General features: G+C 66.0%; 22 protein-coding genes and 1 tRNA gene. 12 read left to right on the top strand and 11 right to left on the bottom strand.

Features of this window, described 5'->3' with window-relative positions; translation table 11 throughout:
* Nucleotides 1-32: 32 nt before the first annotated feature.
* The 4 genes from IR187_RS08410 to IR187_RS08395 all read right to left on the bottom strand — a co-directional run bounded on the left by IR187_RS08410 (nt 33) and on the right by IR187_RS08395 (nt 5,072).
* Entirely contained in the window at nt 33-2,123 is a 2,091-nt protein-coding gene (locus IR187_RS08410) for a TonB-dependent receptor plug domain-containing protein (RefSeq protein WP_194954162.1), read from the bottom strand.
* Nucleotides 2,123-2,854: a hypothetical protein gene (locus tag IR187_RS08405; protein WP_194954161.1), complete on the bottom strand. Its 732-nt coding sequence runs from the start codon at nt 2,852-2,854 to the stop codon at nt 2,123-2,125. The genes IR187_RS08410 and IR187_RS08405 overlap by 1 nt, the downstream gene beginning before the upstream one ends.
* Before the next feature lie 86 nt (nt 2,855-2,940).
* Nucleotides 2,941-4,698, bottom strand: a complete 1,758-nt coding sequence (locus tag IR187_RS08400; protein WP_194954160.1) for a M56 family metallopeptidase — start codon at nt 4,696-4,698, stop codon at nt 2,941-2,943.
* Nucleotides 4,695-5,072 carry a BlaI/MecI/CopY family transcriptional regulator gene (locus tag IR187_RS08395; protein WP_194954159.1) on the bottom strand — a complete coding sequence of 126 codons (378 nt, stop codon included), beginning with the start codon at nt 5,070-5,072 and terminating at the stop codon, nt 4,695-4,697. Before IR187_RS08395 ends, IR187_RS08400 begins: the two co-directional genes overlap by 4 nt.
* Nucleotides 5,073-5,237: 165 nt before the next feature.
* Here IR187_RS08395 and IR187_RS08390 point away from each other — a divergent pair, with 165 nt between their 5' ends.
* Nucleotides 5,238-6,206 (top strand): magnesium and cobalt transport protein CorA, encoded by a 969-nt coding sequence (locus tag IR187_RS08390; RefSeq protein ID WP_194954158.1) that lies wholly within the window; start codon nt 5,238-5,240, stop codon nt 6,204-6,206.
* A gap of 15 nt (nt 6,207-6,221) precedes the next feature.
* Here the strand turns inward: IR187_RS08390 and IR187_RS08385 are convergent, their stop codons facing one another.
* The gene (locus tag IR187_RS08385) at nt 6,222-6,872 is read right to left on the bottom strand and encodes a glutathione S-transferase family protein (protein ID WP_194954157.1); all 651 of its coding nucleotides are present in this window, start codon (nt 6,870-6,872) and stop codon (nt 6,222-6,224) included.
* Nucleotides 6,873-7,045: 173 nt separating this feature from the next.
* Here IR187_RS08385 and IR187_RS08380 point away from each other — a divergent pair, with 173 nt between their 5' ends.
* The 5 genes from IR187_RS08380 (at nt 7,046) to IR187_RS08360 (ending at nt 12,518) form a co-directional block, all read left to right on the top strand.
* Nucleotides 7,046-8,665 carry a CHASE domain-containing protein gene (locus IR187_RS08380; RefSeq protein ID WP_194954156.1) on the top strand — a complete coding sequence of 540 codons (1,620 nt, stop codon included), beginning with the start codon at nt 7,046-7,048 and terminating at the stop codon, nt 8,663-8,665.
* Between the two features lie 92 nt (nt 8,666-8,757).
* Nucleotides 8,758-9,774, top strand: a complete 1,017-nt coding sequence (locus IR187_RS08375) for a LacI family DNA-binding transcriptional regulator (protein WP_194954155.1) — start codon at nt 8,758-8,760, stop codon at nt 9,772-9,774.
* A gap of 100 nt (nt 9,775-9,874) precedes the next feature.
* Nucleotides 9,875-11,056, top strand: a complete 1,182-nt coding sequence (locus IR187_RS08370; RefSeq protein ID WP_194954154.1) for a GGDEF domain-containing protein — start codon at nt 9,875-9,877, stop codon at nt 11,054-11,056.
* 89 nt (nt 11,057-11,145) lie between these two features.
* Nucleotides 11,146-11,712, top strand: a complete 567-nt coding sequence (locus IR187_RS08365) for a hypothetical protein (protein ID WP_194954153.1) — start codon at nt 11,146-11,148, stop codon at nt 11,710-11,712.
* Between the two features lie 647 nt (nt 11,713-12,359).
* Nucleotides 12,360-12,518 (top strand): Flp family type IVb pilin, encoded by a 159-nt coding sequence (locus tag IR187_RS08360; RefSeq protein WP_194954152.1) that lies wholly within the window; start codon nt 12,360-12,362, stop codon nt 12,516-12,518.
* Nucleotides 12,519-12,715: 197 nt separating this feature from the next.
* Here the strand turns inward: IR187_RS08360 and IR187_RS08355 are convergent, their stop codons facing one another.
* Entirely contained in the window at nt 12,716-13,186 is a 471-nt protein-coding gene (locus IR187_RS08355) for a RidA family protein (RefSeq protein ID WP_228765655.1), read from the bottom strand.
* A gap of 165 nt (nt 13,187-13,351) precedes the next feature.
* Between IR187_RS08355 and IR187_RS08350 the strand changes: the two genes are divergently transcribed.
* Together IR187_RS08350 and IR187_RS08345 are read left to right on the top strand one after the other, a co-directional pair.
* Nucleotides 13,352-13,624: a ribbon-helix-helix domain-containing protein gene (locus tag IR187_RS08350; RefSeq protein ID WP_194954151.1), complete on the top strand. Its 273-nt coding sequence runs from the start codon at nt 13,352-13,354 to the stop codon at nt 13,622-13,624.
* Nucleotides 13,621-13,920: a type II toxin-antitoxin system RelE/ParE family toxin gene (locus tag IR187_RS08345; protein ID WP_194954150.1), complete on the top strand. Its 300-nt coding sequence runs from the start codon at nt 13,621-13,623 to the stop codon at nt 13,918-13,920. The genes IR187_RS08350 and IR187_RS08345 overlap by 4 nt, the downstream gene beginning before the upstream one ends.
* 68 nt (nt 13,921-13,988) lie before the next feature.
* Here the strand turns inward: IR187_RS08345 and IR187_RS16750 are convergent, their stop codons facing one another.
* From IR187_RS16750 to IR187_RS08330, 3 genes are all read right to left on the bottom strand, one after another.
* The gene (locus IR187_RS16750) at nt 13,989-14,324 is read right to left on the bottom strand and encodes a helix-turn-helix transcriptional regulator (RefSeq protein ID WP_324187668.1); all 336 of its coding nucleotides are present in this window, start codon (nt 14,322-14,324) and stop codon (nt 13,989-13,991) included.
* Between the two features lie 193 nt (nt 14,325-14,517).
* A complete protein-coding gene (locus tag IR187_RS08335) occupies nt 14,518-14,802 on the bottom strand; it encodes a helix-turn-helix domain-containing protein (RefSeq protein WP_194954149.1) in 285 nt (94 codons plus the stop codon).
* On the bottom strand, nt 14,792-15,157 hold the full coding sequence (locus IR187_RS08330; RefSeq protein ID WP_194954148.1) for a type II toxin-antitoxin system RelE/ParE family toxin: 366 nt from the start codon (nt 15,155-15,157) through the stop codon (nt 14,792-14,794). The genes IR187_RS08335 and IR187_RS08330 overlap by 11 nt, the downstream gene beginning before the upstream one ends.
* Before the next feature lie 397 nt (nt 15,158-15,554).
* Here IR187_RS08330 and acnA point away from each other — a divergent pair, with 397 nt between their 5' ends.
* From acnA to IR187_RS08315, 3 genes are read left to right on the top strand one after another with little or no spacing between them, the layout of a single operon-like run.
* Complete coding sequence (gene acnA / locus IR187_RS08325) at nt 15,555-18,230, top strand: aconitate hydratase AcnA (protein WP_194954147.1); 2,676 nt, start codon at nt 15,555-15,557, stop codon at nt 18,228-18,230.
* A gap of 15 nt (nt 18,231-18,245) precedes the next feature.
* Nucleotides 18,246-18,518, top strand: coding sequence for a ribosomal protein L7/L12 (locus tag IR187_RS16745; protein WP_228765654.1), 273 nt, complete (start codon nt 18,246-18,248; stop codon nt 18,516-18,518).
* Between the two features lie 46 nt (nt 18,519-18,564).
* Nucleotides 18,565-18,834 (top strand): CBU_0592 family membrane protein, encoded by a 270-nt coding sequence (locus tag IR187_RS08315; protein ID WP_194954146.1) that lies wholly within the window; start codon nt 18,565-18,567, stop codon nt 18,832-18,834.
* A gap of 28 nt (nt 18,835-18,862) precedes the next feature.
* On the opposite strand, the gene IR187_RS08310 is transcribed toward IR187_RS08315, so the two are convergent.
* Together IR187_RS08310 and IR187_RS08305 are read right to left on the bottom strand one after the other, a co-directional pair.
* Nucleotides 18,863-18,938, bottom strand: a tRNA-Val gene (locus IR187_RS08310).
* A 55-nt stretch (nt 18,939-18,993) separates the two neighbouring features.
* Entirely contained in the window at nt 18,994-20,037 is a 1,044-nt protein-coding gene (locus tag IR187_RS08305) for a winged helix DNA-binding protein (RefSeq protein WP_194954145.1), read from the bottom strand.
* Between the two features lie 231 nt (nt 20,038-20,268).
* Between IR187_RS08305 and IR187_RS08300 the strand changes: the two genes are divergently transcribed.
* On the top strand, nt 20,269-20,850 hold the full coding sequence (locus tag IR187_RS08300; RefSeq protein WP_194954144.1) for a thermonuclease family protein: 582 nt from the start codon (nt 20,269-20,271) through the stop codon (nt 20,848-20,850).

Below are 20,850 nucleotides of genomic sequence, written 5' to 3'. Positions count from 1 at the left end.
GACGAAAGCCGGGGAACCGGATCGGGCGGCGATCAAAACGTCCCGCGCGCCGAAAAGGAGAAGATCGGCCCGATCAGCCGGTCGCGCGATTCGGTAAAGGCGACCGCGCTGTCGCCGCGCAAGCCGGAATATACGATCCGTTCGCGCCTTGAACGGGCGTTCGCGATATTGCGGACCTGCGCGCGCACCGTCAGCCCCATCACATTCTTGTGCTCGACAAAGACGTTGGCAAACACCGGCCCCTCCCACACTTTATCGACCTGGTTGCTGCGATAGCGCGGCTGGTAATGACCGTAATTCGCTCCGCCCCCCCATGCCCAGTCGCTGCCGGGGATATCGTGGCGGACGCTGCCTTCGATCACGGTATCGGTAAAACCGCTCCATTGCCGCTTTTCGCCGGTAAACGGATCGCGCAGCGACGATTTCTGCAACAGCACGCGCGTTTCGACCTTCATGCCTTTGATCCCCGCCGGGTCGAGGTTGACCGTCGCGGTCCAGTCGATCGCGCTGGCCTTTGCTTTGGCGATATTGCCCACTGCCTCGCCATTGCCGACCGGGACGATGTCGACGCGGTCCTCGACGTCGCGGTGGATCAGGATCAGCTTGGTCGAGCCCCACGCGCCGAATTTCCGGTTCGCCTCGAACTCGAAACTCCAGTCCTGCTGCGGGCGCAGGTCGAAATTATTCTCGTTCTGGTTGCCGTCATTCAAAAAGGCGCGGCCCAGAAAGTCGTAAAAGGACAGCTGCAACACCCGCCGCCGGATTTTCAGCGATGCGTCGAAATCGGCCGACGCCGCCCAGCTCAGCGTCAACGACCCCTTGGGCCGGAAAAAGCTGCGTTCGATTCCGGTCGGCCCCGCCTGCGCGATGGTCGAATGTTCGGCCCCCGCGACGATCTGGAACGACAGCTTGTCCGTCAACGGGCGCCCAAAACTCAGCAAGCCTTCGTACCGGTCCTCGCTCACCCCGCCGGTACCACCGGCAAACGGCTGGTCGACGAATCCGCTGCCGGGAACGAGCACCCCGATCGAAGCGACATTGTCCAGATTGTTGAACGCCGCCTCGCCCGACAATTGCCAGTCGCCGCCGAACATCTTCCACTGATATTCGCCCCGCGCGATCGTCTCGCCCAGTTTTCCGGTCTGCGCAAAGCGGTCGCCGGTCGACGGCGCGCCATCGGCGAAGCGGGTGATAACCTCTTGCGAATAGGGTTCGTGGCTAAAGCGCCGTAGCCCGATCAGCTTCAGCTTGCCCGGCCCCAGTCCGAACTGCCAGTCGCCGCCCAGCTCGTAATTCCAGGTGTTTTCGGTGTCGCGCACCGTGCGCAGGCGGTCGGCCTGTCCCGCCGCCGTGCGAACGCCATCTTCGTCATAGCGGTAATATTGGCGCTGATAATGACCGCCAAAATTGACGATGCTGCCGCCCGGCACGGCCCATTTGATCCGTCCCGACAGTTTCGGCGAGTCATAATGGGTGTTCCAGATGTCGTCACGGCGTTCGACGATATTGCCCGCACCATCGGCAATCAGCGTCACCCCGCCCGCGCCGCTGCGCGCCGAATCGTCGTTGCTCAGCGCCGCCTCATATTCCACCGCCCCTGCGGTGCCGCGGATCGACACGTCGGCGCGGGTCAGCAGCGGGTCGGTATAATGGGCGCGAAATTCGGGCTTCCACGAAAATTGTCCCGAAAAGCTTGCCGCGCGATAGACGACATTGGCGACCTGTCCCGAAAGACCGGGAATATCCAGCGTTGCTCCATCGACAATCTCGATCCGCTCGACATTGCCCGCGGGGATGCGCGATAATTGGGTGTACATATCGTCGCCCTTGTTCGACGGCCGCTCGCCGTTGAACAGCACATTGCCCGTCGCCTGCCCCAGTCCGCGCAGATTTTCATTGTCGCGGATCGAAAATCCGGGAACCTGATTGAGCATGTCATAGGCGTTGGTCGGCGCGTAGCGGGCAAAATCGGCGGGAGTAAAAACTTGCCGTCCGGCGCTGTTGCCGCTTGCCGCACCCTCATTCGCCGCTGGCGGCGGTGCGTTGCCGGTGGTCGGCGATTCCTGCGCCAGCGCCGGCACCGCGATTGCGGTGGAGAGAGCGCAAAGGCTGACCAGCCGCATCACTTGGCCCCCTGCGCCGCGCGGTTCATCGCCGTCGCATACGCGCCAGTGACCCCCAGCGCCTTCATGCCAATCACATCGTCGGCACTCAGCTTGCGATAGCCCGCCGCGGCCAGTCCGCGCATATAGGCGCCATCGACACCGAGCGCCTTGCACGCGATCGCATCGTCGACTTTCGTCAGCACCAATGCCTCGGATTTGAGGTCGCGGATATAGGCGGGCGTGACCTCCAGCGCTGCCGCGGCGATCAGGTCGTTGGCGTCCTTCGGTTTGACCCCGGCCTCGCTCAGCCCGTCGGCCAGCACAATCGTCGCATCGACCATCAGCATCGCCAGCGTGTCGCTGCGCCGGTCGGGTTTCAGCCCGCGTGCATCCAGCGCCGCCTCGAACGCAGGGTCGGCATTAAAGCGACAGCTGCCGCCACCCTCAAACGCGCGGGTCAGCACTCCGGTACAGGCGAGCGTCCCTGCGTCGTGCGTCACGGTGAACGCCACCGGACCGGCACCGCCCCCGATCGCGGCGCGCGCAGGCGCCAGTTCACGGCGGCGGCCGTCGAGCGACAGGCTACTGCTCGACCGTTCGCGGCTCACCTGCAATTGCGGATGGGTCTTGCCGGGCCACGCCTTCCATTCGATGTCGCGCATGACGAGCGGGTCGGCGGCGCTGCTCGGCGCGGCGCAGGTCAAGATGGTCAGCAGCGCGGCGGTGGCAGCGAGTACGGGGGTTTTCATACAGCTTCTCCTGGGGCCGGCGCGGGACGAGCGTCATCGCTCGCCCCCGCAGCGGCGTTTCAAAACTATGGTTCGATCAACGATGGTCAGGCTTGGACGAATGTCCGGGCGTCGGTTTGTCGCGCGTCAGTCGCCGGGGGGCGCGGGGGGGCGCTCGCTGCAGGCGGTGCCGGAGATTCCATCCGCGCGACACGGCCATCGCCGCTGCGCGCTTCCATCGACCCGTTGGGACCGGTGCTGACCGATGCGCCCCGCTGCGACCGCGCGGCTGCCGGTTTCGGCTTTGATCGCGACCGGGTCATCCCCGTGGCGCGCAGTTCGATCGCATCACCGGCGCTGCGCATCGATACGCCTGCCTTCTGCATGTCGGTGACGAAATCGCAGTCGATCCCCATCGCGCGCAGCGCGATCACATCGTCGATGCCGATGTCGGGGAAATGCGATTTCATGTCGCGGGCAAAGGCTGGTTCGATATGCAGTGCTGACGCACCGATCAGATCGCCGACATCGACCTTCGGAAAGATCTGGCGCATGGCCCGGATATAGGCAGGATCGACCCCGCTCGCCTTGGCCGAAATAATCTCCCCGGCGCTCATCGGGCCGCTCTCTTCACGCATCTGCGCGACAAAGTCCGGGGTCGCCCCCACCGCGCGCAGACTTACCAGTTCCTCGGCGCTCAGCCGCCGGTCGGTCGCGGCGGCTTCGGCCACCACCGCTGCCTCGGCCTTGGTTGCTGTTGCCTGCTGCTTGGTCGCCAGAGCCGACTTTTGCGCGGCGAGTGCCGCGATCCGGGCGTCTTTCGCCGTAGCCCGCTCTTCGGACGCGGTGGCCGAAAAGGCGGCGAGCGGCGCGGTCAGCCCCGCCAGCACGACCAGGCTCATCAACACCCAGCTCGCGCTCGCCGGTCCACGCCGCAGGCTCGCATCGAGGACGCGGGTGATGCGGCGTTTCAGGCTGCCCTGCGACGGCGCGACGCCGTGCGCCGCCATCAACGCCGCCTTGTTGTCGTGCCGCGCCGCGCCGACCAGCAGGCTGGCATAATCGGGGCCGTCGATGTCGGCCATCAGCACCGCGTCGTCGGCGGCTTCCTCGCGAAGCTGGTGGCTCTCGCGCGCCAGCATCCATACCAGCGGATTGAACCAGAACACCGCACAGGCGGCGCGCGCAGCGAGAAGTTTCGCCCAGTCGAGCCGCGTGATATGCGCCAGTTCGTGCGCGATAATCGCCTCGGCCTCGCCGACCGCCTGCACCGCTTTCGGGCTCAGCACGATCGTCGAGCGCAGCAGCCCCCAGCTGATCGGCGAGCGCAATTCGTCGCTGACCAGCAACGCAGTGCCATGTTTGAATCCCATCCGCCGCTGCGCCTCGGCCAGCGCCGACAGCCAGGACCCGTCGACCAGCACCTCGGCGCGCCGACGCATCGCGAACAGCCGCAGCACCGCGACCAGCATCACTCCAAACAGCAGCGCGAACGGGACAAGATAGAGAAAGGGGGCAAGATCGCCCCACGCGGACAGGCTGATCGGCGGCGGGCCGGCGGTGTCGGCCACGGCAGGGACTGAAGCCGCGGCGACGGCCGGATCGACCGCCGATCCCCCTGTCTCGGTGAGGACGGAAGCCGTCGGGGCCGCCTCGGCAACCCAGCTTGCGGGCAGCGGCTGCCACAGCGGCAGGACCAGCGAAGCGACCGGCAGCATCAGCAGCGCAAGCAGGCCGATATGCGCGACCAGCGATCGCTCGCCCGACGATCGCGTCCGCGCCAACCGCAGCAGCGCCAGCGTCAGCCCGGCGATCACCACCGATTTCCAGGCAAGCCCGATCAGCATCGCGGTGGTGATCATCATTTCGCCCTCCCTTCGCGCGCCTGCCCGATCAGCTTTTCCAGCTCGTCGAGTTCGTCCGCGCTCATCTCGTCCTGCATGCCCAGCAGCGCCGCGGCGGCGCTGGTTGCCGATCCGTTGAAAAACACCCGCACGACCTGGCTCAGCGCCGATTTGCGCGCCGTCTTGTCCGACACGCTCGGTGCATAGACAAAGCCGCGCTCCGATTGTTGGCGCGCCACAAAGCCCTTCGCCTCCAGCCGCTTGAGCATCGCGCGGATCGCCGATCCCGACAGTTCGTCGGACAGCGCGTCGCCGATCTCCGTCACCGTCGACGCACCGCGTTCATAGAGAATATCGACAATCTCGCGTTCCCGCGGTGGCAAACTAGACAACATGCGACTCACCTCATGCGCTACATTTGTAGCGTGCTACATTTGTAGCGCGCACTTGGCAAGGGGTTTTATCCGGATGAAGCAATCGCCTGCCGTCGCCGCGTGCTGCCGCTTTCCCAACCCGTATCACCACGCTTATAGGAGCGCCAAACGGTCAGGAGTTTTTCGATGCCCATCATCGCCGCCCGCGTCTATCACGACGGCAGGCTTGTTCGTGACATCGGCGCCGACGAGGAACTGCCCGAAAGTTGCGAGGAAGGCGATTTTTTCTGGCTCGGTCTCTACGAACCGACCCCGGGCGAGCTGGAGAATATCGCCGGTCGCTTCGGCCTCCACCCGCTGGCGGTCGAGGATGCGCTCAAGGGCCGCCAACTGCCCAAGGTCGAGGTTTATGGCGACCAGCTTTTCGTTGTCGCGCGCACCGCCAATGTGGAACAGGGTCGGATACAGGCTGGCGAAACCGCAATCTTTCTTGGCCGCCGTTTTCTTATCAGCGTCCGTCACGGGTCGGCGCGCGCGCATACCGACGTGCGGGCGCGGCTCGAAGCGACCCCGGCGCTGCTCGGCCATGGCACCGACTATATTCTTTATGCGATCGTCGATTTCATCGTCGACGGCTATTTCCCGGTCATCGACGAGATCGAGGACCGGCTGCTGGGGGTCGAAGAAAGCGTCATGGACACACCGCTCGACGCGGCCGACATCCGCAATCTCTATGCCCAGCGGCACGAGATCATCCGCTTCCAGCGCCTTACCGGCTTGATGAAGGACGCCGTCGGCAAACTTACCACCGCCGACCTTCCGGTGATCGACAAGCCGGTCCGGCCGTTTTTCCGCGATGTGCTCGATCATCTGAACCGTGCCGATTACCGTTTGACCGGCCTTCGCGATATTGCCGCCTCGGTCATCGACACCAACGGGTTGCTCGAGGCGCAGCGGCAAGGGGTCATCACCCGCCAGCTCGCGGCCTGGGCAGCCATCCTCGCCGTCCCGACCGCGATCGCCGGAATCTACGGGATGAATTTCGAAGTCATGCCCGAACTGGGCTGGACCTTTGGCTACCCGCTTGTGCTGGCGCTCATTTTCGGCGCGTCGGGCGGCCTCTACTGGCGCTTCAAACGCATCGGCTGGCTATAGCGTGCCCTTTCGGTATCAGCCGCCCTGCACCCGCGCCATCATCCGGTCCTCCTTGGCGATCCACGGCGCCAGGCTGTCGCGCGCCAGTATCGCCGCGCTCCACGCTGCGATCCGCGGATAGGTTGCGATATCGACCGGTGACCCGCAGTGGCGCAAGTTCACCAGCGGCGATGCGACCGCCAGGTCGGCCAGCGTCAACCGGTCGCCGACCAGATAGCCCGACGCCGGGATCGCGCTTTCCAGATAGCCGAGCAGCTTCGGCAATTCCTCGCTCTCCGCCAGCGCCGCTGCCGCCAGATCGCCGTCGCGGCCCAGGAACTTCGGCGCGACGATACGGTTGAAAAACAGCTTGCCGCTGCACGCCGCCAGCACGGTGTCGCCAAACTCGTCCCACCATATCACCCGCCCGCGCTCTCGGGGCTCGGCGGGAATCAGCGCGGGCTCGGGATGCTTGGCTTCCAGATAATGGATGATCGCGCTCGAATCGGCCAGGGTGAAGCCGTCATCCTCCATCGCCGGCATCTTCCCCAACGGCGACGCGGCACGAAACCCCGGATCGGGATCCCCGATGCCAACGCCCTTCAGCTCGAACGCGATGTTCTTTTCACCCAGGAACCCCAGCAGCTTGCGCACGAACGGCGACACCAGCGACCCGTAAATGATCATCCCGCACTCCTCCCTTTGTCTGCCTGCCAGCATAGACAAAAGGTTGCGCATCGCAACGTATTTGCGTCAAATTTGCACCCGCGCGAAATATTCTTGCCAAGCGCCGCGCGGCATGGAAGACCGGATTCGCGAGGGGGGCGCTGCTGCGGCAGCCAATAAGGCAGGACAATATAATGCGCCCGAATTCCTGGGCTGATCGGCTGTTGGCGCTGCTGGTCCGCTTCGTCGGTCTGGTCATCCTGCTCGCAACACTCGCCGCAGCCACCGCCAGCTATTTCTACAATCAGGCCGAAGAGGCCGATCGTGCCGAACGGGTCGCAGCCCAGATCAACATGCGGCTGCGCGACCATGTCGCGGTGCTGGAAGGGGTGCGCGCGCTCTATCAGTCGGACATCAGCGCCAGCGGTCCGGGCATCCGCGCCTATCTGGCCGCGCTGCAACCGCAAATCCACGCCCCCGGGATGGAGGGCGTCGGCATCGCCGCCGCAATGCGCGCCGGCACCCCCGCGGCGATCGAGGCCAAGCTGCGCGAAAATTATGGCCGCGACATAAAGGTGTGGCCGGCGACCGACCAGCCGGTCGGCTTTGCGATCACGCTGGTCGAACCCTACACCCCGCGCCGCGACGCCGCGCTGGGCTTCGACATGTTCAGCGAACCGACGCGCCGCGCCGCGATGCGCCGCGCGTGGCAAACGGGCCAGCCTGCGGCGAGCGGCATCGTCCAGCTCGCGCAGGAAAAGACCGCGACCGCCAAACAGCCGGGCTTTCTGATCTATCTGCCCGTCTATGCCCGGACCGCAAACGGCGCGAGCCCCCAGACCATTGTTACCGGCGACGGTGTCCGCCCGGTCGAGGCATTTGTCTACGCTCCCTTCCGCACCGGCGACATGGTGCGCGCCGTCCTCGGGCCACAGCTCGACGCGATTGACGGGATCGAAATCTATGCCGGACAGGGGCCGTCGGCGCCGCTGGTGTTCCGCAAGGGCGACATGGGGTGGGATGCGCAGGAACAGGTGCTGCGCGTCGCCGATCGCCAGTGGACGATGCGCATTTCATCGGGGCGCTTCCTCGAGCGGCTGGGCCGTCCGCTCGCGATCCTGATCTTCGGCATCGCGGTCGCGCTGCTCGCGACCCAGCTCCACCGCGTCCAGCGACGCCGGATCGACGCGGCGCAGGCGCTCGCCGAGGAAAAGGCGCGCCATGCCGAGGACCGCGAGCTGATGATCGGCGAAATGGCGCACCGGATGAAGAACGCCTTTGCGCGCATCGGTGCGCTCGCGCGGATCACCTTACGCGAATCGTCGACGCTCGACGAATTCGAGACGAAATTCGACGGCCGCATGCGCGCGCTGTCGGACGCCAAACAAATGCTGGTCACCGGCGCGGTCGACAGCGTCGAACTGGGCCGGATCGTCCACCGCGAGCTCGAACTCGCCGGACGCTCGCCCGACCAGCTCGCCGCCGTCGCCGGCCCCGAGGTCCGGCTGGACGACGAAGGCGCGCAGGCGCTCTCGCTCGCCATCCACGAGTTCGTCACCAACAGCATCAAATATGGCGCGCTCGCCGGACAGGGCGACCTGACCGTCGGCTGGCAGCGCGAGGGCGACGATATCCTGTTCAACTGGAACGAAACCAATCTCGCCGCGACGCCGCAAATCGAAAGCGAAAGTTTCGGCACCCAATTCATCCGCACGCTGATCGAACGCCAGCTGAAGGGCAGCTGGGACCGCCGCGCCGCGGACCACGCCCTTGCCATCACGATCCGCTGGCCCGACCGGATCGCCCGCACCTGATCGCCGCGCCGCCCGCCGCCGATTGACAAGCCCGCCCCCCGCGGCGACAGACGCCCCCGGGTTTCCGGCCCAAAGCGAGGGGAGAGGCCGTCATGACCGCAAAGATGCTGCGCCCGACATCGTTCGACGTCGCCGAACGCGCCGGGGTGTCGCAATCGACCGTCTCGCGTGCGCTCCGGGGCTCGCCGGGCGTCAACGCCGAAACGCGCGCGCGCGTGTCTGCCGCGGCGCGCGAGCTGGGCTATGTCGTCGACCGCCACGCCTCCTCGCTGCGCCTCAAAAGCAGCGAGACGATCGCGCTCGTCACCATCTGCCGCCCGGGGGAAGACCGCAGCGCGATCAACCCCTTCTACTTCGCGCTGCTCGGCAGCATCGCCGCCGCGACCTCGGCGCGCGGTTTCAACCTGCTCGTCTCGTTCCAGGAAAGCGAAGCCAATTTCCGCGCCGATTTCGTCGCCTCGGGGCTCGCCGACGCGATGATCGTCATCGGCACCACCAGCAACCGCGCGGCGTGGGATTATTTTGCGCAGGCGCAGGCATCGGGCCTCGACTTCGTCTGCTGGGGCAGCCCCGGCAGCCCGTTCCACTGGATGCGCAGCGAAAATGACGAAGGCGGCCAGCTGGCGGCCGAACATCTGGTGCAGCGCGGCCGCCGCCGCATCGCCTTCGTCGGGCCGCAGCAATCGCCGCAGCGCCAGTTCGACGAGCGCCGCGACGGCTTCACCGCCGCACTCGCGGCGCATGGGCTCGCGCCGATCCTCGCCGAACCGCCCCCCGCCGCCGATCGCCATGCGCAGGGCGTTGCCGCGGCGCAGGCGCTGCTCGCCGCGCACCCCGACGTCGACGCGGTGTTCGCGGCGTCCGACATGCTCGCGCTCGGCGTGCTTCAGGGGCTCAAGGATGCCGGCCGCCGGGTGCCGCAGGATGTGGCGCTGGTCGGCTTCGACGGCATCCGCGCCGGCACGCTCGCCGATCCTGCGCTGACCACGCTCGAACCCGATCTCGATGCGGCGGGCGAGGCGCTGGTCGCGATGGCGCTCGAGGATGACGACCGGACCCGCAGCGGCACCCGCATCCCGGTCCGGCTCGTCGTGCGGGGAACCAGCTGACCGGTCGGCAGTTTTCGACGTAACCGTGACGTAACTATCCGGAAAGTAAGAATTCGTTATCCATCACCCCGCTACCTTCGGGGGCGGAGAGGCAGGCAGTTTGTCGGGTCAGATTTTCATCCAGTTGCTCAACCCCGGCATCGGGCTGCTCTTCGCGGTCGCCTTTTTCCTGCTCTGGCTGAACCGGCGCGACCGGTATGTCGCTTATGCCGCGGCGGCTTACGCGGCTTCGGCGGCGGCCTTCCTGATCCTCGACGTCGGCCCGGCGCTGCCTTACGATCTCCACCGCGTCCCCGCCAACATCGGCTTCCTTGCCACCGGCGGCTTTTTCGCCGCGGCGATCATCGGCCGTTACGGCCTGCCGATCCCCTGGCGGGCGATGGCCGTCACCGCGGCGCTGTCGATGGCGGTTTTTCTGTGGTTCCTGCTCGGTCGGCCCAGCATCGGCGGCCGCATCCTGTCGATCAGCATCGGCGCCGCCATCATCGCGATGATGATCGTTACGGCGCTCTGGCCGATCAAGAAGCGCTACCTGATCGACCGCGTGCTGTTCTGGGTCGCCGCCTTGTCGGTGATCAACCTGACCGCGCGGCCGATCGTGCTGCTCGCCCTCGGCGGCGGGTTCGACAGCTATGACGGCTTTCAGCAATCGCTGTATTGGACGACGGTCCAGTTCAGCCAGGCGATGGTCGCAATCGTCGCCGCGATCAGCCTGATGGTCGCCGTCGCGATCGACCAGATTGCCGAGCTGCGCCGCCAGGTCGACGACGACAATCTGTCGGGCCTGCTCAACCGCCGCGGCTTTGAAACCCGCGCCGGTCCGACGCTCCGCCGCTGTCTCGACGACGACCGCCCGGTCGCGTTGATGATCGCCGACCTCGACCGGTTCAAACAGATCAACGACAATTTTGGCCACGCCGTCGGTGACGCGATCATCGCCGCCTTCGGCGCGCATGTCCGCGCTATCGCGCCGCCCGAAACGATCGCGGGCCGCATCGGCGGCGAGGAATTTGCGCTGCTCGTCCCCGGCGCCGCGATCGACACCGCGCGCCAGTTCGCGGAAGCGGTGCGCACCGGCCTCGCCGCTGCCGCCGCCGACCATATACCCGCGGCGCTCGTCCCGACGACCAGCATCGGCCTCACCATCGGCACGCCCGGCAGCAATCTTTCCGCGCTGATGCACGAGGCCGATCAGGCGCTTTACGAAGCCAAGCGCACCGGCCGCGACCGCGTCCGCACCTTCACCCCCGCCTCGCTGCGCCTTGCCGCAGGCGGCGGCTGATGCGCCACGATGATCCGGGTCATCATGGCCATCGCGGCGACCATCCTGCTGCGACATAACCACCGCGAACCGACCGTAAAGGAACGACCATGAAAGCCCCGCTCGCCGCCGCCGCGCTTGTTCTCCTTGCCGCCTGCGGCCAGTCCGACCCTGCGCCGCGCGAAACCCCCGCCGAACCGGTCGCCAGCGAACCCAAAATCACCCCCTCGGTCCCGCTCAGCGTCAAGGAAGCGCGCCGCGGCCCGGTCGATCTGACGCCGTACATCGGCAAATATCCGTTCGATATCGTGAACGGTCACCGCTTCCTCGACCATCCCGCGGTCCAGACCGCCGTCACCACTGCGGTTCCCGATGCACAGGCGCGCGCGCGGGTCGTCTTTGCCGACAACGGCCTCGGCCTGCCGATCGTCCGCGTCGCGGGCGGCCGCATCCTCGCCTGGGGCGGCGCGCGGCGCGCCGAGGACCGCTATAATTGGGCCGTCGTTATCGGACCCGACGGCACGAAGGGTGAGGTGTGCATTTTCGAAGCGGTCGGCGACGACCCCGAACTCTGGTCCGCGGCCTGGTACGTCGCCGGCCGCCCCGCGGTCATGAAACAGGGCGGCTGCCCCTCGTCGGCCGAGGATTACCCGCCCGCTGACATCGTCGCCGGATAGGACCTCGCGCCCGCCGCGGATCACCACCGTCTCGCGCCCCTCGACCGCGCGCTGGTACGCCACCGCCGCCAGCCCGCGCAGCGCCTTGGCCAGCGCCGCGCGGCACGCCGCGTCGAACGGCGCGAACAGGCTGCGCGACCGGTTGACCGACGTCCGGCTGACCCCCGCCACCCGCGCCGCATCGCTGACGCACCCGGTCTTCGCCAGCACCGCCAGAAACACCCGCGTCCGCGCCGCCGTAAACCCGTCCTCGCGCACCCGCAGCCCCGGCATCAAGGGATTCACTTTCTTGCCCCCCTCCCTTCTAGGGAGGGGTTGGGGGTGGGTAGCGCCCTTGCGCAACGGCCTGCTCCCCTCCCGCTTGCGGGAGGGGTTGGGGGAGGGCCTGTTCCGGTCTTCACCGCCGCCCGACACCTCAACCACCGCCCCCCACGAACCCCGCTCCACCAAACGCCCCACACCAATCTCCCATATCATTTCTGGATAGAACAACGCTCCGTATGAACCATTTTGGTTAATCTGTCAAGCCAAAACGCACCGCACCCATCGCTGCCGCGCCGTTAACCGCACCTGCAAACACCCTGTTCGCCCGCAAGCCCTAGCCACGGCGACGGGGACCAACGCGCCAGACACCAGCGGGAACAACCATGACCAGACCCAATTTGCGCACCGACCAGCGCGGCGCCACCGCGATCGAATATGGCCTGATCGCGGCGCTGATCGCACTCGCCAGCCTCATCGCCTTCCAGATGCTCGGCCTCAGCCTCGTGAATATCTTCACGACGATCAACGACGCGCTGAATTAGGGGGGCAGTGTCAGCCCCGCCACGCCATCCCCATCCACCCTTGCAACAACCGCTCCCCGGCGAAAGCCGGGGCCCAGAGCGCCAAAGCGCCAGCGTCTTTCGAGCACGCCCTGGACCCCGGCTTTCACCGGGGAACGACCGATTGTTTCAAAGGGAGAGCGTGGGTGACGATACGGCGGAAAGCCCCCACCCACCCCCTATTTCTTCACCACCCGCGCCACGACCTTGATCTCGACCACCGCGGTCGGCTCGTACAATCGCGACACCCCGATCGCGGTCCACGCCGGAAAGGGCGCCTTCACATGGCGGTTCTTGACCGCGGCAAAGCCGTCGATGTGCGCGGCCAGGTCGGTGTGAAAGGTGGTGATGTCGACCACATCGTCCCAGCTCGCCCCCGCGCGCGCCAGCGTCGCGGCGATGTGGGCAAAAGCGCGCTCATATCCGGGCGCCAGATCGCTCTCCCCCTTCGCCGGCCCCGCGACCACCCCCGACAGGTAAATCGTATCGCCCGCGATCACCGCGGTCGCATAGCCGACGGCTTCCTGAAACGCCCGCGCCTCGGGATTTTCGGGCATCAGGACCTTGGCGGGGTCGCGCGCCGTGGCGGCCCCGGGGAGAAGCCCCGCTGCCAATATGGTGATGACGCCCGCTGCTTGGTTGATCCGCATGATACCCTCCGCTTCCCGATGACAGGGGCGGAAGGTGACAGCTGGCCGAGAGACTCGCAAGCGTCGGCGCCGTCGTCCCGGCACTCCCGATCAGGAACCAGTACCAGCGCGCCAATTGACCACCGCCCGATCCCCATGATATGACAATGTCATAGGAGAATGCCCATGGCCTCGCGCGCCGAAAAGCCCGTCACCGTCACCCTCGGCCCCCTGACCAGCGCCGCGCAGGATCGCGTCAAATCGGGCCGCTACGCCTCGGTCAGCGAAGTCGTCCGCGCGGGCCTGCGCGCACTCGACCGCGAGGAAGCGCTGCTCGACGAACTGCTCAAGGCTCGCGTCGCCGAAGCGCTCGCCGACACCCGCCCCGTCCAGCCGACCGAAGCCGTCCGCACCGGCCTCGCCGCCCGTCACGCCAAGCGGACGGACAAAGCCGCTTGAGCAAGACGTTCCGCGTCGTCTGGCGCCAGACCGCGACCGACGACCTTTACCGCCTCTACGACTGGATCGCCGACCGCGCCGATCCCGACACGGCGTTCGCCTACACCAGCGCGATCGAAGCCCACGCCGCCGACCTCGCCACCTTTACCGAACGCGGCACCCCACGTGACGACATCGCACCGGGCGTGCGAACGCTGAATTTTCGGGGGCGGACGGTTATTGCCTATTGGTTTGGCGAGATAGTCGAGGTGCTGAGGATATTTCACGCGGGGCAGGAGTTGGGATTGGCGGAGTGACCAACCCCATTTGAGTTTGGGGGTCGTTGCAACTGTCACCGTTATCCGAAAAAGCTTGGCGCTTTAGATTATCGCATTTTGCTCGGCGAAGGCTTTTTTCGCGCATCAATCACCACAATTTCTGAGGCCGGTTCACCTCGCGCTATAATTTTATCTCTAAATTCCTTTATTTCGCGAATAGCCTTTGCACCTGTTCCATAGTCAATTACGACAAATACCGCGTAATCGGTTCGCGCGGCCTTTTTGTATCGCTCTAGCTGCTTCTTGTAGCCGCTGACGACAGTCCCGCCAGACCGCTTCCCCCAAACCAAATCATCTACCCTAACCCCCAGCGCCTCCGCCAGCTTTCGCACCGTCTCCACCGACCCCTTGCTGCGCCCGGCCTCGATGTCGGCAATCTGCACCCGATTGGCCCCCGACACCGCCCCAGCTTCACCTGGCTTAGCCCGCGCAGTTCACGCCACACGCGCAGCGGGCTTTCACCGGCGATCAGCCGCTTGGCATAGTCGGCTGGCACCAGCTCATCCTCGCCCGCCGCCAGCGCCGCCTTGGCGCCGTCATAGGCGCTGAGGTCGGCCAGATCCTCGGCCGCCCCCATCACACCAGCGCCACCTCCACCCGCCGCCCCACCAGCGCCGCGGCGCGTTGCAGCGTTTCGATGGTGACATTGCCGTCATTGGGGTCGAGCACGCGGTTCACCTGGCTGCGGCTGGTGTGCAGCAATTGCGCGAGACGCGTCTTGCTCATCTTGCGCTCGCGCATCGCCTCGGCCAATTGCCATGCGATCACTTCCTTGATCGCCTGCGCCTGAAACTCGCCCAGCACGCCTTCGCTCTCCAGAAAGCTGTCGAGCGTCGATCCGCGATGCTTGTTATCCGCCATTATCTACCTCTTTCTGGCGCATCCGCGCCAATTTCAATTCGGCTTCCGGCGTCTTTTGCGCCTTTTTGATAAAAGCGTGCAGAGCGTATAACTCGCCCTCGTGGAAACAGAACAGCACCCGCGCCGCGGTGCCATCGGCCAAGGGCGTCCGCACTTCAAACAGTCCCTTGCCCATCGGACGGACCAGCGGCATTCCGACCGGCCAGCGATATTGGACCCGCTGCAAATCCATCCCGATCGCGCGCCGATGCGGTTCGGGCAGGTCCACCAGCCAGTCCCGCACCGGCTCGTTTCCCGCGGCACTGCGGTAGAACAGCAATTCGATTCTGGCTGCACCGGAAACCTTACCAGCCATTATGTCCCCATGTATCATTTATGGTACATATGTCAAGTTGACGGTGCGCATCCGCCCGCCATGCGGGCAGCTTAACGGGGTCCGGACGAGATAGGACACGACCCTCTCCGCTATGGACTATTCCGGGCATCCCTGGTCATCCCGGACTTGATCCGGGATGACGAAGGGGGCAAATGCTTCGGTTTTCCTTCGCGCCTTTGCGTGAGATAATCCTTGCGCCGCCGACGGCACAAGCCAGCCCGCGCACCAACGAACCCACCCCCACCCCCTTGCATTTCCCCACCCCCCGCGTAAGGCGTCCCCAACAAAAACCGCGCGCGCGACTCCTGCTGGCCCGCTCTCCCGCCACGCCAGCGGACGGTCTTCCCCCGCCGCGCCAACAGGGGACTGCTGCAAGATGACGACCACCGGACATGACACGCTGGGCACCCGTTCGACGCTGAGCGTCGGCGGCAAGGAATATGCCTATTATTCGCTCGACAAGGCCGCGGCCAAGCTGGGCGACGTGTCGCGCCTGCCCTTCTCGATGAAGGTGCTGCTCGAAAACCTGCTGCGCTTCGAGGATGGCGGCTTCACCGTATCGACCGACGATGTGCAGGCGCTCGTCGACTGGCAGAAGGACCCGCATTCGAACCGTGAGATCCAGTATCGCCCGGCGCGCGTGCTGCTGCAGGATTTCACCGGCGTCCCCTGCGTCGTCGACCTCGCGGCGATGCGCGATGCGATCGCGACGCTCGGCGGTGACACGACCAAGATCAACCCGCTCGTCCCCGTCCACCTCGTCATCGACCACAGCGTCATGGTCGACGAATTCGGCCACCCGAAGGCGTTCGAGCAGAATGTCGAGATCGAATATTATCGCAACGGCGAGCGTTATGACTTCCTGAAATGGGGGTCGAAAAGCCTCGACAATTTCAAGGCGGTCCCCCCGGGCACCGGCATCTGCCACCAGGTGAACCTGGAGCATATCGCGCAGGCGGTGTGGTCGAGCGAGGATGCGGACGGCACCACTGTCGCCTATCCCGACACCTGCGTCGGCACCGACAGCCACACGACGATGATCAACGGGCTCGGCGTGCTCGGCTGGGGCGTCGGGGGGATCGAGGCCGAGGCCGCGATGCTGGGCCAGCCGGTGTCGATGCTGATCCCCGAAGTCGTCGGGTTCAAGCTGACCGGCGCGCTGAAGGAAGGCGTCACCGCGACCGACCTGGTGCTCACCGCGACGCAGATGCTGCGCGCCAAGGGCGTCGTCGGACGCTTCGTCGAATATTTCGGCCCCGGCCTGTCCTCGCTGTCGCTCGCCGACCGCGCAACGCTCGCCAATATGGCGCCCGAATATGGCGCGACCTGCGGCTTCTTCGGCATCGACGACAAGACGCTCGACTATATGCGCCTGACCGGGCGCAGCGCCGAGAATGTCGCGCTGGTCGAGGCTTATGCCAAGGCGCAGGGTCTGTGGCTGTCGGCCGACATGGCCGATCCGGTGTTCACCGACACGCTCGAACTCGACATGGGCACGGTCGTCCCGTCGCTGGCGGGGCCGAAGCGCCCGCAGGACAAGGTCATCCTCACCGAAGTCGACGATGTGTTCAATTCGGACCTGGCGTCGGTGTACAAGCATGACGGCATCAAGCGCGTGCCGGTCGCGGGCAAGGATCATGACATCGGCGACGGCGACGTCGTCATCGCCGCGATCACCAGCTGCACCAACACGTCGAACCCCGGCGTCATGGTCGCCGCGGGTCTGGTGGCGCGCAAGGCGAACGCCTTGGGCCTCAAGCCCAAGCCGTGGGTCAAGACCTCGCTCGCGCCGGGATCGCAGGTTGTGACCGATTATTTCGACCGCGCGGGCCTGACCGCCGATCTCGACGCGATCGGCTTCAACCTCGTCGGTTATGGCTGCACCACCTGCATCGGCAATTCGGGGCCGCTGGCGGGGCCGATTTCGGAGGCGATCAACGGCAACGACATCGTCGCCGCGTCGGTGATTTCGGGCAACCGCAACTTCGAAGGCCGCGTGTCGCCCGACGTGCGCGCCAACTTCCTGGCTTCCCCGCCGCTGGTCGTCGCCTATGCGCTCAAGGGCACGGTGACCGAAGATTTCACCACCACCCCGATCGGGCAGGACCAGTCGGGCAAGGACGTGTTCCTCGCCGACATCTGGCCGACCAATCAGGAGGTCGCCGACACCATCGCGTCGTGCATCGACCGCGACATGTTCGAGGCGCGCTACGAGCATGTCTATCGCGGCGACGAACATTGGCAGAAGATCGAGGTCGAAGGCAGTGACACCTATCAGTGGCGCGCCGGGTCGACCTATGTCGCCAACCCGCCGTATTTCGAGGGGATGACGATGACGCCGGCGCCGGTGTCGGACATCATCGACGCGAAACCGCTCGCGATCCTCGGCGACAGCATCACCACCGACCACATCTCTCCGGCAGGCAGCATCAAGGCGGACTCGCCGGCCGGAAAATGGCTGATGGAACATCAGGTTAGCAAGGCCGACTTCAACAGCTACGGCGCCCGCCGCGGCCACCACGACGTCATGATGCGCGGTACCTTCGCCAACATCCGCATCAAGAATGAAATGGTCCCCGGCATCGAAGGCGGCATGTCGCGCTACGGCGACGAAGTCATGCCGATCTACGACGCCGCGATGCGCCACAAGGCCGACGGCACCCCGCTGGTGGTCATCGCGGGCAAGGAATATGGCACCGGCTCGTCGCGCGACTGGGCCGCGAAGGGCACCAATTTGCTCGGCGTCCGCGCCGTGATCGTCGAGAGCTTCGAGCGCATCCACCGCTCGAACCTCGTCGGCATGGGCGTGCTGCCGCTCCAGTTCCAGGACGGCGACACGCGCGAAACGCTCGGGCTGACCGGTGACGACCAGTTCACCATCACCGGCGTCGCCGACCTCAAGCCGCGCCAGACGGTGACCGTCAACGTCACCCGCCCCGACGGCTCCACCTTCAGCTTCGACACGCTCTGCCGCATCGATACCGCGAACGAGGTCGAATATTATATGAACGGCGGCATCCTGCACTACGTCCTGCGCAAGCTGGCGGCGTAAGCGGGGCAACCCGGCATGGGCAAGCTGCTGATCCTTGTCGTCGGTCTGGTGCTCGGCCTGCTCCTCGCCCGCTATCTGCGCGGGCAAAGGGCAGGCCGCGACCTCACCGCACCGCCGCCGCGCCCGATGGTGCGCGTCGGCGACGAGCGGATCGACAATGACGAAATCCGCGCCCTGATCCGCGCGGACCGCAAGATCGAGGCGATCAAGCTGGTCCGCGAACGCACTGGACTCGGCTTGGCCGAAGCGAAGGACGCGGTCGAGGCGCTCGAACAGACGATGCGCTGAATTCCCTGTCCCCAACCGGGGTGCAGGCCACCCGAAGGGACGGCATATGAGCGTTTTCGAGATCGCGATCGAAGTCATCGGCTGGCTCGCCGCCGCGCTGATCCTCGCCAGCTACGTCCTGCTCTCGCTCGGCAAGATCGAGGCGCGCGGCTATCTCTACCAATGGATGAACGTGATCGGGGCGAGCGGGTTTGTGTTGAATTCGGGGTATAATGGCGCGCTGCCGTCCGCCGGACTGAACATCGTCTGGGCGGGAATGGGCGTCTTCACGCTGTGGAGCGTGTGGCGCGCGCGACAGACCGCGACCGCCCCCTGACCGCAGTCTCAACGGGTTGAGGGGAAAATGGTGGGCGCTGACGGGCTCGAACCGCCGACCCTCTCGGTGTAAACGAGATGCTCTACCAACTGAGCTAAGCGCCCCCGAAATTCGGGAAGCGCGCCACTGCCACAACGCGCCGTCGCTGGCAAGCCGTCGCTACTCGTCGAGCGCTTCGAAATATCGCGCCATCGCGTCATGCGCGCCTTCGGCAAGCGCGATGAAGATGCGGCGGCCGTCGTGCGGGTCGGCGTCGCGCACGAACAGCCCGGCATCGGTCATCGTCTTGATCCAGCGCAGCGCCGTCGTTGCCGGGACCGCGGCGGCGATGCACAGGCTGGACACCGACACCGGCTGGCGCTCCAGCCGTGCGGCGTAAAGGTCGAGCAGCATGTCCCACGCCGGGTCGGCGAACAGGTCGGCGGGAAAATATTGCTCGCGCATCCGCCGCTGGCGCAGCATCCGCCGGACCGCCTTCGCGCGTTGCCGGTCGAGCATCCGTTCTTCGGGCACAAAACTGCGCGGCATCGCCGCAAAATCGCGCGCGGGCGACCGCAAGCGGTCGGCGGCTTCTCCGGCATCGCCGGGTGCGACGGGCGCAGCCGGCGTTCCCGCCAGCCCGCCGCGCTGACCCGCAAGATCGGCGAGCATTCGCCCGATCCGCGCCACTTCGTCCTGCAACCGGTCGATCCGCTCCATCGCATCGTCGCGCGCGACATCATGGACGATGTGGTGGCGCGTCCGCCGCGCCGCCGCCAGTGCTATCAACTTGTCGGTCGGGTCGGCATCGACCAGAAATTGAACTTCGATCGATGCCGGAATCGCCGCCGCCATCCGGTCGAGCGCTGGCAGCGAGGTTTCGCAGATCAACTGACAGCGGTGCATTATCACCGCCTGGCAAATCGCCTCGAGGCAGGCCGGTTCGACAGTGTCGGCCGCCGCCAACCACACAATATCCAGAAACGGGCTGTGCCGGATATAGCGTTCGGCGCGCGCGGGCGGCAGCATGTTCGCCAGCCGAACCTCGGCCAGCGATGCGGTGTCGGGAAGCGCTTCGGCAGACCCCACGAACAGCCAGGGCGATGCCACGCCGTCGCGCCGCTGGCCGCCAGCCGGGGTGGTCGACCATGCGTTCGCCGGATCCATGCCACGCCACACAGTGTCCGCATGGCCGGTTCGTGCCGATAGCTGCTGGTCGATCATCGCGCCTGTCCCCTTTTCATCGCTCCACCTTGGCGTGACTATGTCGTCATTCCGGCGTCATTCACCTTTTGTTCGTTCCCATTTGCCGCCGATACGGACCCAACGAGAATGAACGTGCGAGTCGAGTACCATTGTCGGACGGGAACAGGTCCATTTTGGACATGGTTTGTTCTCATCGTCAACCGATAATTCATTCTTGCCAAGCGGCGACCACGGGGTCAGGCGCATCCGATGCTCCGTCCCCGCTCCCCACTTGCCCGGCTGCGCTGGCGGCGACGCCTGCGCTCGCTGCTGGCACTTCTGCTGATCGCGGCACTGGCGACGATCGCATGGGTCTGGCAGCCCGCGCCGGTGCATGTCGTTCAGCCGGTTCATGTGATCGACGGCGACAGCCTGACCGTGCGGCAGGACGGCGGCCCGGTGACGATCCGCCTGACCGGGATCGACGCGCCCGAATATCGGCAGGATTGCGCGCGCCGCGACGCCAGCCGCTGGCCGTGCGGGCGCGACGCGCGCGACGCGCTCGAAAATGTGGCGGGCGGTGGCCCGCTGCATTGCGGGGTCGCGGCAAAGGACCGCTACGACCGCGCCCTCGCCATGTGCCGCACCCGCCCCTTTCCCGACGGTATCGACCTCGGGGCCGAGATGGTGCGACTGGGCTGGGCCGTGGCGACCAGCGATACCTATCTCTTGGAGGAAGCTGAAGCAAAAGCGCAGCGGCGCGGCATCTGGCAGGGCGACTTTGTGCGCCCCGCCGACTGGCGCGCCGCGCACGAACGCCCGGCGACCGCGCTGGCAGCTCCAGACGGCTAG

It is taken from the genome of Sphingopyxis solisilvae (genome assembly GCF_015475875.1).
Classification (GTDB): Bacteria; Pseudomonadota; Alphaproteobacteria; order Sphingomonadales; family Sphingomonadaceae; genus Sphingopyxis; species Sphingopyxis solisilvae.
This window is presented reverse-complemented; position numbering and strand designations above follow the sequence as displayed.

What these genes read in the sequence shown, in the direction of transcription:
- IR187_RS08335 (WP_194954149.1), bottom strand. Translation starts at nt 14,802, where the DNA reads ATGGCGGATAACAAGCATCGCGGATCGACGCTCGACAGCTTTCTGGAG.
- IR187_RS08365 (WP_194954153.1), top strand. Translation starts at nt 11,146, where the DNA reads ATGAAAGCCCCGCTCGCCGCCGCCGCGCTTGTTCTCCTTGCCGCCTGC.
- IR187_RS08385 (WP_194954157.1), bottom strand. Translation starts at nt 6,872, where the DNA reads ATGATCATTTACGGGTCGCTGGTGTCGCCGTTCGTGCGCAAGCTGCTG.
- IR187_RS08360 (WP_194954152.1), top strand. Translation starts at nt 12,360, where the DNA reads ATGACCAGACCCAATTTGCGCACCGACCAGCGCGGCGCCACCGCGATC.
- IR187_RS08390 (WP_194954158.1), top strand. Translation starts at nt 5,238, where the DNA reads ATGCCCATCATCGCCGCCCGCGTCTATCACGACGGCAGGCTTGTTCGT.
- IR187_RS08405 (WP_194954161.1), bottom strand. Translation starts at nt 2,854, where the DNA reads ATGAAAACCCCCGTACTCGCTGCCACCGCCGCGCTGCTGACCATCTTG.
- acnA (WP_194954147.1), top strand. Translation starts at nt 15,555, where the DNA reads ATGACGACCACCGGACATGACACGCTGGGCACCCGTTCGACGCTGAGC.
- IR187_RS08315 (WP_194954146.1), top strand. Translation starts at nt 18,565, where the DNA reads ATGAGCGTTTTCGAGATCGCGATCGAAGTCATCGGCTGGCTCGCCGCC.
- IR187_RS08305 (WP_194954145.1), bottom strand. Translation starts at nt 20,037, where the DNA reads ATGATCGACCAGCAGCTATCGGCACGAACCGGCCATGCGGACACTGTG.
- IR187_RS08410 (WP_194954162.1), bottom strand. Translation starts at nt 2,123, where the DNA reads ATGCGGCTGGTCAGCCTTTGCGCTCTCTCCACCGCAATCGCGGTGCCG.
- IR187_RS08330 (WP_194954148.1), bottom strand. Translation starts at nt 15,157, where the DNA reads ATGGCTGGTAAGGTTTCCGGTGCAGCCAGAATCGAATTGCTGTTCTAC.
- IR187_RS08395 (WP_194954159.1), bottom strand. Translation starts at nt 5,072, where the DNA reads ATGTTGTCTAGTTTGCCACCGCGGGAACGCGAGATTGTCGATATTCTC.
- IR187_RS08355 (WP_228765655.1), bottom strand. Translation starts at nt 13,186, where the DNA reads ATGCGGATCAACCAAGCAGCGGGCGTCATCACCATATTGGCAGCGGGG.
- IR187_RS08300 (WP_194954144.1), top strand. Translation starts at nt 20,269, where the DNA reads ATGCTCCGTCCCCGCTCCCCACTTGCCCGGCTGCGCTGGCGGCGACGC.
- IR187_RS08380 (WP_194954156.1), top strand. Translation starts at nt 7,046, where the DNA reads ATGCGCCCGAATTCCTGGGCTGATCGGCTGTTGGCGCTGCTGGTCCGC.
- IR187_RS16745 (WP_228765654.1), top strand. Translation starts at nt 18,246, where the DNA reads ATGGGCAAGCTGCTGATCCTTGTCGTCGGTCTGGTGCTCGGCCTGCTC.
- IR187_RS08400 (WP_194954160.1), bottom strand. Translation starts at nt 4,698, where the DNA reads ATGATGATCACCACCGCGATGCTGATCGGGCTTGCCTGGAAATCGGTG.
- IR187_RS08375 (WP_194954155.1), top strand. Translation starts at nt 8,758, where the DNA reads ATGACCGCAAAGATGCTGCGCCCGACATCGTTCGACGTCGCCGAACGC.
- IR187_RS08350 (WP_194954151.1), top strand. Translation starts at nt 13,352, where the DNA reads ATGGCCTCGCGCGCCGAAAAGCCCGTCACCGTCACCCTCGGCCCCCTG.